The organism is Embleya sp. NPDC050154 (genome assembly GCF_044460165.1).
Lineage (GTDB): Bacteria > Actinomycetota > Actinomycetes > Streptomycetales > Streptomycetaceae > Embleya.
Map to the genome: position 1 here is coordinate 1 of NZ_JBITJP010000053.1, position 16,509 is coordinate 16,509.

A 16,509-nucleotide genomic window follows, 5' to 3' on the forward strand; every position below is an offset into this window, starting at 1 on the left:
CGCCCAAAAAGTGGGGTGGGGGGGCCCGGAGCGAAGCGGAGGGACACGAAGCCCCGAGCGAGGCGCCGCCTTTTTTCTCGGAGGAGCGAAGCGGGGGAGAGAAAAAAGGTGGTGCCTCGCGAGCCGGCGACGAAGTCGCCCAACAAGCAGCAACGCCGCCGAACACGAATCCGCCCACCCCAACCCGCCCCCGCCCCGACCCAGATTCCCCAGCACCCCACACCGACGCCACAGGTGCGCCGACCCACCACCCCCACGACCCAGCCAACTCGATCCGCCGCCTCCGCGACCTTGGTTGGTCGGCTGTCTGGGGCCGCAACCCGGGCAGGTCGCCCCGCCCCTCGCGACCTCGCCGATTCGATCCGCCGCCTCCGCGACCTTGGTTGGTCGGCTGTCTGGGGGCCGCCACCTGGGTGCGTCGGCCCGCCTCTCGCGACCTCGCCGATTCGATCCGCCGCCTCCGCGACCTTGGTTGGTCGGCTGTCTGGGGGCCGCAACCCGGGTGCGTCGGCCCGCCTCTCGCGACCTCGCCGACTCAACCCGCCACCCCCACGACCCCGTTGCGTCTCCTGCCTGCGATGGCAACACGGGCGCCTCATCCCACCCTCGCGCGCCCGCCACCTTCAACTCGCCGCGCTCACCGCCCCAAACGCGCTGCCTCCCTGCGGTAGCGACACGGGTGCGTCGGCCCGCAGCTCCGCAACTCCGCGCTTTCGTCGACTCGACCCGCCGCTCCCGCGACCCCGTCGCGTCGCCTGCCTGTGGTGACGACACGCGCGCGTCGACCCGCCACCCCCGCGATCTCAGAGCCTTGCCTCGTGCGTTGACGGCGCAGGTGCGTGGGCTTGCCCCTTGGCGCCCCCGCCGACGTCCTGCCCCTGCGCCCCCGGGACCTGCCTCGTGCGTTGACGGCGCAGGTGCGTGGGCTTGCCCCCGGCGCCCCCGCCGACGTCCTGCCCCTGCGCCCCCGGGACCTGCCTCGTGCGTTGACGGCGCAGGTGCGTGGGCTCGCCCCCCGGCGCTCCCGCCGACGACCTTCCCCCGCGCCCCCGGCACCCGCCTCCCGCACTGACACACGTGCGTCGGCCCACCACCTCACGCCCCCGCCAACACGACCCGTCCCCGCCCCGGGCGCCTCCACGGGCATTGCGTACTCCAGACCCGGCGGTCTCCCACGCCGCCAACACGACCCGTTCCCGCCCCGGGCGCCTCCACCCCACCCCACCCCGCCGACCCCAGCGGCCCATCCCCTCGCGGCCCCTCCCCCTCCCCCTACCCCGCCGGCAGCCGCACCTCGAAGCGGCATCCGCCACCCGTGTTGGCCACCCCCACCCGGCCCGCGTGGGCCTCGACGATGCCTCTGACGATGGCCAGGCCCAATCCCGCGCCGCCGCCGGGGGAGGGGGTTCGGGCGTGGGTGCCGCGCCAGCCGGTGTCGAAGACTCGGGGGAGGTCCTCCTCGGGGATGCCGCCGCACGCGTCGGTGACCGAGACCACGACCTCGCCCTCGGCGGTGCGTACCCCTACCGCGACCGTGCCGTCCGAGGGGGTGTGCCGGATCGCGTTGACCAGCAGGTTCGTGATCGCCCGGGACATCTCGCGGCCGTCCACCCGGACCGGGACCGCGACGATGTCCTCGCCCGCCAGCCGCACCGAGCAGGACCGGGCCAACGCCTCGGTGCCGGCCATCGCGTCCGCCACCAGGTCGTAGAGCGAGACCCTGGCCAGGGTCAGCTTCAGGGCGCCCGCCTGGATCCGGGACAACTCGAACAGGTCGTCCACCATGCCGCTGAGCCGATCCACCTCGATCCTGATCCGGCGGTGATAGCGCGCCGGATCCTCGGGCAGGTCGTCCTCCAGTGCCTCGGCCATCGCGCGCAGGCCCGCGAGCGGCGTGCGCAGGTCGTGCGAGATCCACGCGATCAGCTCGCGCCGCGCGTGTTCGACCGCCCGTTCGCGCTCCCGGGACTCGGTCAGTTGTACGCCGGCCCGCTCCAACTCCCGCCCCAACTCCGCGAGTTCGACCACCGCCGAGACCCGCCGCGACGGCCCCGGCACGCCGCCGCCCAAGGCCCGCGCGGAACCGCGCAGCGCGCGGACATCGGCCACCACCGGGCGGCCGAGCAACATCGCCACGCCGATCGCGAGCACCGCCGAGACCGCGCAGACCACCATCACCACGGTCAGGTCGTGCGAGGAGAGCAACATCGCCTGGGAGACCCCGACCGTACCCGCGGCCATGCCGGCTATGGTCACCACCGACATCGCGGCCAGCGCGACCGAGAGCGAACGATTGCGCAGCGCCCGCAGGCCGAGCAGGCCCAGCAGGGTGACGCCGAGCCCGCTGCCCGCCGCGATCAGGCAGATCAGCGCGAAATCCTTCACGGGCATCCGGGTTCGACCTCCAGCCGATAGCCCACGCCCCACACGGTCACCAGGAGCCGGGGTGCGGCCGGGTCGTCCTCGATTTTTTCCCGCAGCCGGCGCACGTGCACCGTCACCGTGGACTGGTCGCCGAACTCCCAGCCCCAGACCCGACGCATCAGCTCCTCCCGGGTGAACGCTCGGCCCGGGCTGCCGAGGAAGAAGCACAGCAGATCGAACTCGCGCGCCGTGAGCGAGAGTTCATGGCCCGCGCGGAGCACGCGGTGAGCGCCGACGTCCACCTCGATGTCCGCGTGCCGCAGCACCGAGGGCGCCACGGGCGGCGCGCCGGGACCCGCGACCCGGCGCAGCACGGACTGCACCCGCAGGACGAGTTCGCGCGGGCTGAACGGCTTGGTGACGTAGTCGTCCGCGCCGACCTCCAGGCCGAGCACCCGATCGCCCTCGTCGCCCAGCGCGGTCAGCATCACCACCGGCACCGGGCCGCGCTCGCGCAGCCGTCGGCAGACGTCCAGCCCGTCCATGCCGGGCAGCATCAGGTCCAGGACCACCAGATCGGGCATCTCGACGGCTGCCAGCTCGAGCGCGGTCGGCCCGTCGGCGGCGTGCGTCGTGTCGAACCCCGCACGTTCGAGATAGCCGACGACGACCTCGGCCACGGTCGGATCGTCATCGACCACGAGCACCTTCATGCCGGCGAGTGTAGGTGCGCGAAGGGGACGATTCCGGCGAGCGATCGATCCGTAAGCGGCACGTAACCCACACGGCCGCATCGCTGCGACGTCAGCACTCCGTAAGCACGTCAAGCCTGCGGCTGCGGCCGGCGCGTACTTAGCGTGAGCCGCATGGAAGCCTCTCCGGCGCATCCCGCCGAGCACATGGAAGCCTGTTCGGCGCATCCCGCCGAGCACGTGGAAGCCTCTTCAGCGCATCCCGCCGAGCACGTGGAAGCCTCTTCGGTGCACCCCGCCAAGCACATGGAAGCCTCTTCGACGCATCCTGCCGAGCACATGGAATCTTCGGCGCATCCCGCCGAGCATCTCGTGGACGTCGTGCTGCCGTGCCTCGACGAGGCCGACGCGCTCCCGTGGGTGCTTGCCCGGATGCCGGCCGGATACCGCCCCATCGTCGTGGACAACGGCTCGCGCGACGGCTCGGCCGCACTGGCCCGCTCGCTCGGCGCCGGCGTGGTGGTCGAGGAACGCCGCGGGTTCGGCGCGGCCTGCCACGCGGGCCTGCTCGCGGCGACCGCGCCGATCGTGTGCTTCTGCGACTGCGACGCGTCGCTGGACCCGGACGAACTGCCCTCGGTCGTCGGACCCGTGCTCGCCGGCGACGCGGACCTGGTACTCGGCCGCCGCCGCCCGCAGACCTTGAACGCCTGGCCGCCGCACGCGCGCCTGGCCAACGCGGTCCTGGCCCGCCGCCTGCGCCGACGTACCGGAGCGCGGCTGCACGACCTCGGCCCGATGCGGGCCGCCCGGCGCGCCGACCTGCTCGCGCTGGAGGTCTCGGACCGCCGCTCCGGCTACCCGCTGGAGACCGTGGTCCGCGCCGCCGACGCCGGTTGGCGGATCGCCGAGACGGACGTGCGCTACCTGCCGCGCTCGGGTCGCTCCAAAGTGACCGGCACGGTGCGGGGTACGGTCACCGCGGTCCGGGACATGAGCGCCGTCCTCGCCCGTGCCGGGCGGCCCGCGTGAGCACCCTCCTGGTGATCGCCAAGGCGCCGCTGCCGGGCCGGGTCAAGACCCGGCTGACCCCGCCGCTGACCCCGGACCAGGCCGCGGCGGTGGCCGAGGCCGCGCTCACCGACACACTGGCGGCGGTGCTTGCGACGCCTGCGCGCCGCCGGGTCCTGGTGCTCGCGGGCGAACCGGGGCCGTGGCTGCCGGCCGGCTTCGAGGTGGTGCCGCAGGGGGCCGGGGGACTCGACCTGCGCCTGGCCGCCGCGTTCGCCGGCTGTTCCGGGCCGACCCTGCTGATCGGCATGGACACCCCGCAGGTCACCCCCGAACTGCTGACCGTGGACTGGTCGGCCGCCGACGCGTGGTTCGGCCCGGCGACCGACGGCGGATTCTGGGCGATCGGGCTGCGCGAACCCGACCCGTCGGTGTTCCCCGGCGTACCGATGTCGGTGCCGCGGACCGGCGCGGTCCAGCGGTCCCGGCTGCTCGCCGCCGGACTGACCGTGCGCGACCTGCCCACCCTGACCGACATCGACACGGCCGCCGACCTGGCCGCCGTCACCCGCGACATCCCCGGCACCCACTGCGCCGGTGTGGCCCGCGCATTGCTCGGCGGCGAGGTGTACGCATGACCCTGGTCCGCGAGCCCGACCGCACGGCCGACCCGGCGAACGCGCGGTCCGACACCCCGGCGGACGCTCCGGCCCACCCCGGGTCGGACGCCCGGACCACCGACCCGTACGCGCTCGCCCTGCGCGACGGCGGAGCCGTGTACGTCCGCCGGCACGGCCACCGTCGGCAACCCCTCGAACTGGCCCGCTGGTGCGCCGAACCGGACACCGCCGACGACACCATGCTCGCCCGCTGCACCGGCCCCACCCTGGACGTCGGCTGCGGCCCGGGCCGACTGGCCGCGGCGCTGAGCCGTCGAGGCGTGACCGCGCTCGGTGTCGACCCGGTGCCGACCGCCGTCGCGCGGGCCCGGACCGCCGGGGCCACCGCGCTGTGCCGGTCGGTGTTCGAGCCGCTGCCCGGCGAGGGCCGCTGGGCGGTCGCCCTCCTCGCCGACGGCAACATCGGCATCGGTGGCGACCCGGGCGGACTGCTCGACCGCATACACGGCCTGCTCGCCCCCGGCGGCCTGCTCGTGGTGGAGACCGATCCACAGGACGTGTACGAACGCTTCGCCGCCCGGGTCGAAGACGACCGAGGCAGTCACGGCGGCGCCTTCCGCTGGGCCCGGGTGGGCACCCCGGCGCTGCGCCGCCTCGCCCCGACACACCACTTCACCGTGACCGACACCTGGACCCGCCCGGGCCGCGCCTTCGCCACCCTGCACCGCTCCTGAGCCTTCGACGGCCGCCCGACCCGGCGCCTGCCGGGCCCGACCACGCACCGACCGACCCGCCCGGGCCGCGCCTTCGCCACCCTGCACCCGTTTTGGCCCCGAGGAGTCGCCGACCGTCCCCGAGCCGGCGACGGCCCGAGCCCGAATACGCACCGCCGGCCCACCCGGGCCGCGCTTTCGCCGCCCCGCACCGCCCTTGACCGTCTCCGCCAGGCTCCAAAGTCGGCGACGGGCCGGGCCCGACCACGCGCCGACCGACCCGCCGCCGCCGACCCGCACAGCCCACCCCCGCCGACCCGCCGGCTGATCCGCACAGCCCCCCGCCGGCCCGCCGCGTCACCGCCCTTCGGCCACGCCCCGGGCCTCACCCCCGCCCCGCTCCCGCCCCCGCACCCGGCGGAACGCCACCACCCCCGCGGTCCCCACCACCACCCCCGCCCATACGATCGCCAGCCCGCGTCCATAGTTCAGTGGAAGCACCGACGGGTTCTGCGTCGGTAGTGGCCGCAGCAGCGCCGGCAGCGCGATCAGCGTGCCCACGACACCCACCGCCAGGCCGCCCAACACGGTCCGTCGCACCCACGCGGCCGGCCTCCGCCCGAACCGCATCACCAGCGCGCCGACGGTGAAGACCACGACGGCGAACACCCCGTCGTGCAGCAGCACTCCGGCGATCAACCACTTCGCCAGACCCATCCGCTCGGTCAGGAACGGGTCGTCCCAGACACCGGCCACGCCCCACCCGATGCCGGCCACCCCGGCGGCGCCCAGCACGAGCCGGACGGCGCCCACCGCCCGCCCGGTTCGCGGCGCGACCGGCTCGGGCTCCATCGCCGTACTCATCCCAGCACCTCCATGCGGGCGACCCACTTCGTCTGGAGCACGCCCGGCCGGTTCGGCGCGATGATCCGCGCCGGATACCCGTGGTCCTCGGCCAGCGGCGCGCCATTGAGCATGAGCGCCAGCAGGGTCGACGAGTCGCGGGCGTACTCGTCCGGCATCTCCATCACCGAGTACGGACTGAACCGCTCATGCGAGAACACCCGCAGCCGGGCCCCGGACGGCGCACCAGCCCGGGCCATCAGGTCCCAAATCCGCACCCCGGACCAGTGCGCCGACGCGCTCCATCCCTCGACACACGTGATCGGCAGCGTCGCCTCGTGCTGCGCCATCGCCAACAGTTCGGCCCGGGTCAGCGCGAACGGTCGCGGGCCGGCCACCTCCAGGCGCCACGCGGGATCGCGGACCGCCGTGAACACGCCCGCCGCGGCAGCCGTGCGATTCACCGGCAGACCTTGCGGGCCGATGTCCGCCCGTCGCGGCGCCAGCACCGACACCCGCCCCAGTGGAGTCACCGTCTGCCCCACCGTGGCCAACGTGACCACGCCCACTCCGGCGCCGAGCACGGTCAACAGGCCGCGCCGCGAGGGCCCTTCGGACTCGGCCGGCACGCCCCGGGGACGCCGCCAGTGGGCGAGGATCAGCGGCAGCTTCACCGCGACATGCAGGGTGAGCGCGCCGGCCGCCACCCACGCGATCCAGTAGTGCGCCGGTACGAACGGGAACGGCCACGGATACCACTGCACGATGTTCAGCAGTCCGGTGACGAGTTCGAAGATCGCCGCCATCATCAGCACCGCGATGGACAACCGCTCCAGCGCGTGCCCCACCGACTTCGCCGGCGGCCAGGCGAACAGTCGCGGATAGACCACCCACAGCTTCACCAGAAGCAGCGGCACCGCCGCGATCCCGGTCGCCACGTGCAGCCCCTGGGTGACCCGATACCCCCACACCGGCCGGGACGGCAGCGCGAGCCAGTGCGGCTGATGCTGGAGCAGATGGCTGAACAGGCCGGTCAGGAAGCAGATCAGGAAGGCGAGGCCGAGCAACCGGCCGACGAGGACGGCCGTACGCGGATCGTGCAGCGCGCCGCGGAACGCGCTGGCTCGGAACGGACCGCGCCGCAACGCGGCGGGCGGGTCCGGCAAGCGGATGTCGAGCTTCATCCCCCCAGCCAACGCCGAAATCCCCCCGTAGGGCCCCATTGACCGTCTTACGGAGTGCCGACGCTCGACCTCCGGAGACCTCGACCGTCCTGCCTCGACTGCCGTATGGAGTGCCGACGCTCGACCCCCGGAGACCCCGACCGTCCTGCCTCGACTGCCGTATGGAGTGCCGACGCTCGACCCCCGGAGACCCCGACCGCCCTGCCCCGACCGTCTTACGGAGTGCTGACGCCCGGCCCGGGACGCCCCGCAAACGCCCCCACCGCCGACACACTCGCCGCATGGCATCGAGCACCGCCACCACGAGCACCCCCACCACCGGCACGCCTGCCACCGGCACCGTGACCACGATCTCCGCCGTCGGCACCGGCCTGGGCCTGACCGCCGCCGTCGGCTTCGCCGTACACGGCCCGTGGACCCACCCCGGCAGCGTCGGCGTGTACGTCGTGTACGGAACCGCCTGGGCGCTGTTCGCGCTGGGTGCCTTCCTCGTCCACCGACTCCCGGTGCGCCGTGCCGTGGTGCTGATCCTGGCCGGCGCGGTCGCGCTGCCCGTCCTGGCCGCCGGCGCCCCGCCGCGCACCAGCGACGACGCCTACCGCTACGCGTTCGACGGGCGGGTCCAAGCCGCGGGTCGCTCGCCGTACGTGCACGCGCCGGCGGATCCCGAGGTGGCCGGGTTCCGCGACGACTGGCTGTTCCCGCCGGGCGAGTGCTCGGGGTGGTTCAAGCACCCGCTGCCGGACGGCTCGTGCACCCGGATCAACCGGCCCGAGGTGCACACCATCTACCCGCCGGTGGCCGAGGCGTACTACTGGCTCGTGCACGTCGCGACCCCGCCCGGCCGGCCCGAACCCGTCCAGGGCGCCGCCGCGTTGCTGGCGATGCTGGTGAGCGTCGCGCTGCTGCTGGTGTTGCGCCGGTTCGGCCGCGACCCCAGACACGCGGTGTGGTGGGCGTGGTGTCCGATGGTCGCGCTGGAGAGCGGCAACAACGCGCACGTGGACGTGCTCGGCGTGCTGCTCATGGTGCTCGGCCTGGCCGCGATCGCCGGCCGCCGGCCGATCCTGGGCGGCGTGCTGCTCGGCGGCGCCGCCGCGACCAAGATGTTCCCCGCCGCCGCGCTGGCCGGCGGCGTACGCCGGGCCCCGGTGCGACTGCTCGGTGCGGCGGCGCTCACCGTCGTGCTGGTCTACCTGCCGCACGTGCTCGCGGCCGGCCCCGCCGTGCTCGGCTACCTGCCCGGCTACCTCAAGGAGGAGCGCTACGACGACGGCGCGCGTTTCGGTCTGCTCGGCCTGGTGCTGCCGACCGACCTCACTCCGTACGCGGCCGTCGTCGTGCTGATCGTCCTGGCCGCGGTCGTGGCGGCCCGTGCCGACCCGGATCGCCCGTGGCACGGCGCGCTCACCCTGACCGGCGGCATGTTGTTCGTGCTCACCCCGGCCTACCCGTGGTACGCGCTGCTCGTGGTCGCGCTGGTGGCGCTGGACGGGCGCCGCTGGGAGTGGCTCGCGCTCGGCCCGGCGGGGTACGCCCTCTACCTCACCTGGGGCCTGGAACCGACCCCGGGTCAGATCCGGGCCACCCATCAACTCGGCTACGGCGCGGCCCTGCTGCTCGTGCTCGGTGTGGCGCTCTATCGACGAGCGCGGCCCGCCGACGGCACCACCGGCAGGCCCGCGGCCTTCCACGCCTGGAAGCCGCCGATCAAATCGGTCGCCTCGGACAGCCCCAGGTCCACCAGCGACGCCGCCGCGAAACTGGACGCGTAGCCCTCGTCGCACAACACGACCACCCGCAGGTCGTAGCCGGTGGCCTCGGCCACCCGCGCCGAACCCTCGGGATCCAGGCGCCACTCCAGATGGTTGCGCTCGATGATCAGCGCGCCCGGGATCGCGCCGTCGACGTCGCGTTGGAAGTCGGGTCGGGTGTCCACCAGCACCGCGCCGTCATGGAAGGCGGCGTGCGCCTGCTCGGGGGTCACCCGCGTCAGCCGGGCCCGGGCCTGCTCGAGGAGTCGGTCGACGGCGCTCACCACTGGTCCCCCGAACGCTCGACGCCCACCCGGCGCAGCGGCTCGAAGCTCGGCCGCGCGATGTCCTCGCCGGCGTCGTACAGGTTCATCGAGTCCAGGCGCGGCGTGTACACGTGCACGCTGATCGCGGGCTCGGTGCCCATGTTGGTCACCTCGTGTACGTAGGTCGGCCCGAACACGCGGGTCGAGCCGGCGGTGAGCACCCGTTCGCGGGCGCCGGCCCGGCGCAACGGGGTGACCACCAGGGAACGCTCGTGCAGTTCGCCGGAGACCACGGTGAACACGCCGGACGAGCCGCCGTGGTCGTGCAGGCCGGTGCTCTGACCGGGCAGCCAGCTCAGCAGCCAGACCTCCATGTCCTCGGTCGCGGCGAGCCGCTTGTACCAGCGGGAGATCGGGTCGTAGCGGACCTGGTCGAGTTCGGCCGCGACCAGGTCGGCGTGCCGGCGGGCGAGCGCGGCGAGTCGGGCGACGGCGGGGCGGACGGGCGGGGCGACGGGCAGGGCGAGCACGGCGGGGGCGGCGAGCGGGTCGCCGGCGACGGTGATGTCGCTGGACATAGGGGAGTCCTTCGGGATGTCTGCGCTATTTCTCTGGCGCGGCGGATCAGGCGAACGCGGCGGATCGAAAGCGAACACGCGAGCGGTCGACAGCAACCCGAACGGACATCCGGCCATGGGGGACGGCCGTGCCGATAAAAGGGGAAAAGAGTGCCGCCGCTTGCGCGGAGGACGACCGAAAAGGCGTCCTCAGGCGATACAGCTCGGACAACAGCTGTACACGTGGTCGCACGGCGGACACAGCGCGCTGAACACCCGACGGACGTCGACAGGACGACTCCGGTACCGGCTGCAGCGTGCGGACATGGGAAAAGGACATCGTCTGGGGGGTGTCCCTGTCAACTCGCCACGGCCCCGCCGGTGCCGCGCTCACCCGAATCGGCCGAGCGCTGCCCGATTCGGGTGAGGAATCCTGGGAAGGGATTGAAGCCTCCCGGGCACGGGGAGGCCCATTTTCGGGTGAGCCGGGTATGTGACCTCGGTCATCATCGCGGTTTTCCGGCTCGTCCGGGGAACTGTGCGGACCGTGTGAGGCGTAGTCCATTGCAGAGGTCATCACGGGTTGGCATCGAATGTCGTCGCGCCCTCGCCGGTACGCTCCCCGTCCGGAACGTCACGGCGATCACGTGACACGACAGGGTGTCCGGATCTGTCCATTTATGTGGTCAATTCGGATTGCTGTGGTCCCGGGGAGTGAATCCCCGCTCTAATAGCAGAGCCCGGCTTGACGTCGCAGCAACGACGCGCTTGTAATTTCACACACGTCGTGAACCGTTACCGGTAACGGCTTAATCACGGGGACGCAAAAACGGGTCGAGGAGGCACGCGATGGGCGAGCTGTTCCAGCTACTGGTCGCCGAGGGCGAGAGCGAGGAGGAGGAGCTCGGTTGGCAGGAGCGCGCGTTGTGCGCGCAGACCGACCCCGAGTCCTTCTTCCCGGAGAAGGGCGGCTCGACACGAGAGGCCAAGAAGGTCTGCCTCGCGTGCGAGGTGCGCGACGAGTGCCTGGAATACGCGCTGGCCAACGACGAGCGCTTCGGGATCTGGGGTGGGCTGTCCGAACGCGAGCGGCGCAGGCTCAAGAAGGCGGCCGTCTGACCGTCGCCTGTTCGGGCCCGAGTCCGAGCAGGGCGGGCGCGGGGTGCCCGTCGCGTAGTGTGTTGGCCGTTCGGCCGGATGCCGGACCGCTGGTACCACGCCGCTTCGAGCCCCCCGGGGTCCCCGCACTCGATGTCACTTTTCAGCCATCAGTCGGCATACGCGCAAGCTCCGGCTTTCCCACGGCACATCGTCACCGCGATCCTCGTCGCCCATGACGGGGCACGCTGGCTGCCGCGCACACTGACCGGCCTGCTCGGTCAGGAGCGCCCGGTCCAGCGCGTCCTCGCGGTCGACACCGGCAGTACCGACGCCTCGGTCGGTCTGCTCGAGGACGCGCTCGGTCAGGGCTCGGTGCTGCACACCGAGCGACGGACCGCGTTCGGTACCGCCGTGAGCGAAGCCCTGCGTGCCGCGCCGCACGTCGACCCCGCGTCCCTGCCCTACCGGATCGACGCGTACGACGCGTCGGACCCGTACGGCGACACCGACCAGGACCGCCCGCCCCGATCGACCGAGCCGGTCGAGTGGTTGTGGCTCCTGCACGACGACAGCGAGCCCGCCCCCGACGCGCTGCACCTGCTGCTGCGCGCCGCCGACGAACTGCCCTCCGCGGCCGTGCTCGGCCCCAAGGTGCGGAGCTGGTACGACCGCAGGCAACTGCTCGAGGTCGGCACCACGCTCACCGGCAGCGGCCGACGCTGGACCGGCCTGGAGCGCCGCGAGCAGGACCAGGGCCAGCACGACGCGGTCCGCGGCGTGCTCTCCGTCTCCAGCGCGGGCATGCTGGTGCGCCGGGACGTGTGGGAGGGCCTGGGCGGCTTCGACCCGCGCCTGCCGCTCTCCCGCGACGACACCGACTTCGGCTGGCGGGTCAACGCCGCCGGACACCGCGTGGTCGTGGTACCGGACGCGGTGGTGCAACACGCCGAGGCGGCCACGCGCGAGCGCCGGCCGATCGACGTCGCGGCGAACCGCCCGCACCGGGTGGACCGCAGGGGCGCCGCCTTCACGCTGCTGGCCAACACCACCGGCGCGACCTGGCCGTTGTTGTACCTGCGCCTGCTGTTCGGCGGCCTGTTCCGCAGCCTGGGCTACCTGCTCGGCAAGCTGCCCGGGATGGCCCTGGACGAACTGCTCGGCACCATGGCGGTGTTGCTGCGCCCGGCCGCGTTCCTGTCCGCGCGGCGCGCCCGTTCGCGGACCCGGACCATGTCGGACAAGGACCTGGGCGACCTGTTCCCCAGCCGGGCCGCCACCGTTCGGCACGCCGCCGAGGGCCTGATCGGCAATCTGCGGCGGAGCGAGGAGCCGGAGAACCGGTCCGGTCGACACAGCAGCGCGGAATCGGGCCCCACCGACGACGACTCCGAGTCGCTCGACACGGAGAGCTTCGTCAAGCTGCGCGTGCTGATGCGCCGCCCCGGACTCTCGCTCGCCTTCGTACTGACCCTGGTCACCCTGTTCGCCGCCCGTGGATTGCTGGGCGGCGGCAGTTTGTTCGGCGGCGCCCTGCTGCCCCCGCCGGAAGGCGCGGCGGACCTGTGGCACCGCTACCGCGACACCTGGCACGGGGTGGGCTTCGGCGAGGCGGCGAGCGCGCCGCCCTATGTCGGCGCGCTCGCCGCGTTCGCCACGCTTTTGCTGGGCAAGGCCGGCACCGCCGTCGCGGTGCTGCTGATCGGCAGCGTCCCGCTCGCCGGGATCAGCGCCTACCTGTGCTCGCGCCGGCTGGTGTCCGGGCCGGGCGTCCGGGTGTGGGGCGCGGCCGTGTACGCACTGACCCCGGTGGCCACCGGCGCGATCGCCACCGGCCGGATCGGTACCGCCGTCGCGCTCGTGCTGGCCCCCGTGGTGGCCCGAGGCGCGGCGCAGGTGCTCGGCGCGGGCGAGCTGAAGGCGTCCATGCGCGCGGCCTGGGCCACCGGCCTGGTCCTGGCCGTCGCGGCGGCGTTCACGCCGCTGCTGTGGCTCGCGGTCGCGCTGCTCGCGCTGATCGCCGTCGGGTTGTCCTTCGCCGGACGCCTCGGCCCGCGCCCCGGGGTCGGCCTGCTCGTGCGGGTGGGCGTCGTGCTCGCCACCCCGCTCGTGCTGCTCGGCCCGTGGACGTTGGCGCTCGCGGGCAAGCCCACCCTGTTCCTGGCCGAGCCCGGGCTGGCCGGCGACGCGCTCGCCGAGAAGGGCACCAGCCCGGTCGGTCTGTTGCTGCTGGACCCGGGCGGCCCCGGCACGCTGCCGGCCTGGCTGACCGGCGCGCTGCTGCTGGTCGCGCTGGCCGCGCTGCTGCGCGACTCGCGCCGGGCCGCGGTGCTCGGCGCGTGGGCGGTCGCCCTGGTCGGCCTGGTGCTGGCGATCGTGACGAGCCACGTCGAACTCACCGTCGAGGCCACCGGCGACAAGGCGCCCGCATGGCCCGGCGCGGCCGTCGTGGTGATCGCGCTCGGCTATGTGGCCGCGGCGATGGTCGGTGCCGAGGACGCCCGCACCCGAGTCGCGGCCGGCAGCTTCGGCTGGCGCCAGCCCGCCGCGGTGGTGCTGGCCGTGTTCGCCGCTCTCACCCCGGTCGTGGCGGCCGGGGCCTGGTTGTGGCAGGGCGCGAACGGGCCGCTGGAGCGGCGCGACCCGGTCGTGGTGCCCGCGTTCGTGGCCGAGGAGGCCACCGGCCCGCGGCACTCGCGCACACTGGTGCTGACCGCGCCGGAACCGGGCAACGTGAGCTACACGATCGTGCGCGGCGCGGGTCCGGCGCTGGGCGACGCCGAGTTGGCGCCCAAGGCGTCGACGTACCGGCAATTCGACACGTTCCTGGGCAAGTTGCTCTCCGGGGGTGGCGGTGCGGACGCGAGCATGCTCGCCCCGTACGGCATCGAGTTCGTCCAGCTCAAGCCGCCGGTGGGCAACGAGCTCACCGCGCGTCTGGACGGCACCCCGGGTCTGACCCGGGTGGGTGCCACCCAGGGTGCGACGCTGTGGCGTCTGCAATACCCGGTCGGCCGCGCGCTGATCGTCGACCCGGACGGTCGCGCCAAGGCGATCCCCTCCACCCGCGAGGGCGTGTCCACCCGGATCGAAGCCGGCCCCCAGGGTCGGATCCTGCGCCTGGCGGAACGCGCCGACTCGGGCTGGGAGGCCACCCAGGGCGGCCGCAAGTTGACCGCTCGCACGCTGGACGGCTGGGCGCAGGGCTTCGAGCTGCGTCCCGAGGCGGGCCGGCTCGAACTCACCCACGCCTCCGGCGGGCACGGCATGTGGCTGCTCGTCCAGGGCGTCCTGGTGTTCGTGGTGTTCGTGATGGCACTGCCCGCGCGCAGGCGCGGCACCGACGACGACCTGCCGGACAGCGCCGCGCCGATCCCGGCCGCGGGCGAGGGCACCGGTCGGCGCGGTCGTCGGGTCAAGGCCGAGGCGGACGAGGCGACGCCGGAGCCGGTACCGGTCGCGCCGGGCGGCGACGGCCTCGACGAGTTCGGCTTCCCCGAACAGCGCACCGATCCGGCCGAGGCGCCGGTGCCGGTACAGGCGTGGAACGGCGCCGGCTACGACGCGCAGGCGACGCCGGCCTACGAGCAGTACCCGCAGCAGGACTACGGGCAGCAGTACCAGGGCTACCCGGACTACCAGGGCTACCAGTACGACCAGGGTGCCCAGGTCCCGCAGGGCACCCCGGAGGGATCCGACGCGGCAGGCTCGTACGGCTGGGCGCCCCCCGCGCCGCAGCAGCCGGTCTACGACGAGTACGGCAACGTGGTGCCCGCGCCGCAATACGACCCGAACGCCTACCCGGACCACGGGGGATGGCCGCCCGAGCCGCGCTCGGGTGACGAGCCGTGGCCGCCGCCCTCGCAGGGAGACCGCCCGTGAAGCGCACCACCCTCTCCCTGGCCGTCGTCGTCGCGCTGCTGGCCGTCGTCGTGGGCCTGGCGATCGTGACCCGCCCGACCGAGAGCAAGGCCGCGCCGCCGCCGGCGGCCAGCCGGGTGCCGGTCCAGCAGGCGGAGCTGAGCTGCCCGTCGATCCGCCAACTGCCGGGCAGTTCGGCGGCGGTCTCCGCGCTGACCCCGCCCGGCCAGGGCGCGGCCGGCGCCGGCGAGGCGAGCGTGGTCGAACTCGGCGACCGCACCAAGGTGCGGACCAAGGTCGAGGCACCGGGCAAGCTCGCGAGCTTCGGCGTCGACAACGCCGAGGTCCCACCGCTGGTGGCCAACGCCGGCGGGGCGTTCGCGCCGGGCTTCTCGGCCGGAGCGGTCGCCCGGGTGCCCAGCGGGGCCGGTCGCGGGCTGGCCGGTCTGGCCTGCGAGGCACCGACCACCGACCGCTGGTTCGTCGGCACCTCCACCGCCGAGAACCGCGACGCGTACCTGTACTTGTCCAACAGCAAGGACACACCGGCCGTCGTCGACCTGGAACTGTTCGGGCCCAACGGCCCGATCGAGGCCGAGGCGGGCCGCGGGTTGACGCTCGCGCCCGGCGCGACGATGCCGGTGCTGCTGCGCACGCTCAACCCGGGCGCGGTCTTCAACGGCATCGCGGTGCACGTGATCGCGCGCACCGGTCGGGTCGGCGCGGCGATCCGCGACCAGGAGGGCGCGGTGGGCACCGACTGGCTGCCCTCGGCTGGCGCTCCGGGCCGCAATCTGGTCCTCACCGGCCTGCCTGGGCTGACCGGCGACGCGGGCAACGTGCAACTGATGATGTTGTCGCCGAGCGGCGAGAGCACCGACGTGCAGTTGTCCATCGCCGGCAAGGTGAACACCTTCAAGCCGGTCGAGCACGAGACGGCGGACATCAAGGGCAACAAGCTGACGGTGATCGACCTGGGCCCGGTCAACCGGACCGACGCGGGCGCCATCCGGCTGGTCTCCGGCCGCGCGGACATCATCGCCGGCGTCCGGGTGGTGCAGGGCGCCGGGGCGGACGCCGAGGTGGCCTTCCTGGCCGCCACCCCCGAACTCGCCGGGCGCGCGGTGGTCGCGGAGAACCGCAGCGGCGGCGCGGTCACGAGCACGATCTCGATCACCGCGCCCAAGGGCCCGGCCAAGGTCAAGTTCACCTCGATCGGCGACAAGGGCGAGCCGGTGTCCGCCGACGTCGAGGTGCCCGCCGGTACCACCGTGCAGGTGCCCGCGCCCGTGCCCGCCGGGGCGACCCGGTTCGCGGTGATCGCCGAACCGCAGGCCGGCTCGCAGCCGGTGCACGTGGTGCGCACGATGACCGAGACGATCGGCAAGACCGCGGTCTTCACGGTCCAGCCGTTCGTGCCGACCCCGGAGACCGCGGTGGTGCCCAACGCGCGCGAGGACCTGTCCCTGCTGGTCCCGCAGCGGTAGACCCGGCACCGATCGGCCGCCACCGCACCGATCGCCCACGACGCGCCGGCCCGGGCCCC

Annotated in this window: 12 protein-coding genes and 1 pseudogene; 7 read left to right on the forward strand and 6 right to left on the reverse strand. The window is 73.8% G+C overall.

The features are described from left to right. Positions 1-1,272: 1,272 nt before the first annotated feature. Complete coding sequence (locus ACIBSV_RS49730; protein ID WP_395874525.1) at positions 1,273-2,385, reverse strand: sensor histidine kinase; 1,113 nt, start codon at positions 2,383-2,385, stop codon at positions 1,273-1,275. Further along, positions 2,382-3,077, reverse strand: a complete 696-nt coding sequence (locus ACIBSV_RS49735; protein ID WP_395874482.1) for a response regulator transcription factor — start codon at positions 3,075-3,077, stop codon at positions 2,382-2,384. The genes ACIBSV_RS49730 and ACIBSV_RS49735 overlap by 4 nt, the downstream gene beginning before the upstream one ends. Before the next feature lie 318 nt (positions 3,078-3,395). Between ACIBSV_RS49735 and ACIBSV_RS49740 the strand changes: the two genes are divergently transcribed. From ACIBSV_RS49740 to ACIBSV_RS49750, 3 genes are read left to right on the forward strand one after another with little or no spacing between them, the layout of a single operon-like run. Then, positions 3,396-4,088, forward strand: coding sequence for a glycosyltransferase family 2 protein (locus ACIBSV_RS49740; protein WP_395874527.1), 693 nt, complete (start codon positions 3,396-3,398; stop codon positions 4,086-4,088). Further along, on the forward strand, positions 4,085-4,705 hold the full coding sequence (locus ACIBSV_RS49745; protein ID WP_395874484.1) for a DUF2064 domain-containing protein: 621 nt from the start codon (positions 4,085-4,087) through the stop codon (positions 4,703-4,705). The genes ACIBSV_RS49740 and ACIBSV_RS49745 overlap by 4 nt, the downstream gene beginning before the upstream one ends. Continuing rightward, positions 4,702-5,421 (forward strand): class I SAM-dependent methyltransferase, encoded by a 720-nt coding sequence (locus ACIBSV_RS49750; RefSeq protein ID WP_395874486.1) that lies wholly within the window; start codon positions 4,702-4,704, stop codon positions 5,419-5,421. Before ACIBSV_RS49745 ends, ACIBSV_RS49750 begins: the two co-directional genes overlap by 4 nt. Before the next feature lie 336 nt (positions 5,422-5,757). Here ACIBSV_RS49750 and ACIBSV_RS49755 read toward each other — a convergent pair whose 3' ends face one another. Together ACIBSV_RS49755 and ACIBSV_RS49760 are read right to left on the reverse strand one after the other, a co-directional pair. Continuing rightward, on the reverse strand, positions 5,758-6,264 hold the full coding sequence (locus ACIBSV_RS49755) for a hypothetical protein (RefSeq protein WP_395874488.1): 507 nt from the start codon (positions 6,262-6,264) through the stop codon (positions 5,758-5,760). Then, positions 6,261-7,427, reverse strand: a complete 1,167-nt coding sequence (locus tag ACIBSV_RS49760) for a molybdopterin-dependent oxidoreductase (protein ID WP_395874490.1) — start codon at positions 7,425-7,427, stop codon at positions 6,261-6,263. The genes ACIBSV_RS49755 and ACIBSV_RS49760 overlap by 4 nt, the downstream gene beginning before the upstream one ends. Before the next feature lie 281 nt (positions 7,428-7,708). Here ACIBSV_RS49760 and ACIBSV_RS49765 point away from each other — a divergent pair. Then, a pseudogene (locus ACIBSV_RS49765) lies at positions 7,709-8,806 on the forward strand (glycosyltransferase 87 family protein); the annotation flags it as partial. Between the two features lie 260 nt (positions 8,807-9,066). On the opposite strand, the gene ACIBSV_RS49770 reads toward ACIBSV_RS49765, so the two are convergent. Further along, complete coding sequence (locus tag ACIBSV_RS49770; protein WP_395874492.1) at positions 9,067-9,465, reverse strand: rhodanese-like domain-containing protein; 399 nt, start codon at positions 9,463-9,465, stop codon at positions 9,067-9,069. Further along, positions 9,462-10,025, reverse strand: coding sequence for a cysteine dioxygenase (locus tag ACIBSV_RS49775; protein WP_395874494.1), 564 nt, complete (start codon positions 10,023-10,025; stop codon positions 9,462-9,464). The genes ACIBSV_RS49770 and ACIBSV_RS49775 overlap by 4 nt, the downstream gene beginning before the upstream one ends. A gap of 828 nt (positions 10,026-10,853) precedes the next feature. Here ACIBSV_RS49775 and ACIBSV_RS49780 point away from each other — a divergent pair. The 3 genes from ACIBSV_RS49780 to ACIBSV_RS49790 all read left to right on the forward strand — a co-directional run bounded on the left by ACIBSV_RS49780 (position 10,854) and on the right by ACIBSV_RS49790 (position 16,450). Next, positions 10,854-11,123, forward strand: coding sequence for a WhiB family transcriptional regulator (locus ACIBSV_RS49780; RefSeq protein ID WP_355545315.1), 270 nt, complete (start codon positions 10,854-10,856; stop codon positions 11,121-11,123). Positions 11,124-11,255: 132 nt separating this feature from the next. Beyond that, positions 11,256-14,984, forward strand: coding sequence for a glycosyltransferase family 2 protein (locus ACIBSV_RS49785; protein ID WP_395874496.1), 3,729 nt, complete (start codon positions 11,256-11,258; stop codon positions 14,982-14,984). After that, entirely contained in the window at positions 14,981-16,450 is a 1,470-nt protein-coding gene (locus ACIBSV_RS49790) for a DUF5719 family protein (RefSeq protein ID WP_395874497.1), read from the forward strand. Before ACIBSV_RS49785 ends, ACIBSV_RS49790 begins: the two co-directional genes overlap by 4 nt. Positions 16,451-16,509 lie beyond the last annotated feature (59 nt).

Bases quoted from the DNA above. Each gene is read 5' to 3' on its own strand.
- ACIBSV_RS49735 (WP_395874482.1), bottom strand. From the start codon at position 3,077: ATGAAGGTGCTCGTGGTCGATGACGATCCGACCGTGGCCGAGGTCGTC.
- ACIBSV_RS49740 (WP_395874527.1), top strand. From the start codon at position 3,396: ATGGAATCTTCGGCGCATCCCGCCGAGCATCTCGTGGACGTCGTGCTG.
- ACIBSV_RS49750 (WP_395874486.1), top strand. From the start codon at position 4,702: ATGACCCTGGTCCGCGAGCCCGACCGCACGGCCGACCCGGCGAACGCG.
- ACIBSV_RS49755 (WP_395874488.1), bottom strand. From the start codon at position 6,264: ATGAGTACGGCGATGGAGCCCGAGCCGGTCGCGCCGCGAACCGGGCGG.
- ACIBSV_RS49760 (WP_395874490.1), bottom strand. From the start codon at position 7,427: ATGAAGCTCGACATCCGCTTGCCGGACCCGCCCGCCGCGTTGCGGCGC.
- ACIBSV_RS49775 (WP_395874494.1), bottom strand. From the start codon at position 10,025: ATGTCCAGCGACATCACCGTCGCCGGCGACCCGCTCGCCGCCCCCGCC.
- ACIBSV_RS49780 (WP_355545315.1), top strand. From the start codon at position 10,854: ATGGGCGAGCTGTTCCAGCTACTGGTCGCCGAGGGCGAGAGCGAGGAG.
- ACIBSV_RS49785 (WP_395874496.1), top strand. From the start codon at position 11,256: ATGTCACTTTTCAGCCATCAGTCGGCATACGCGCAAGCTCCGGCTTTC.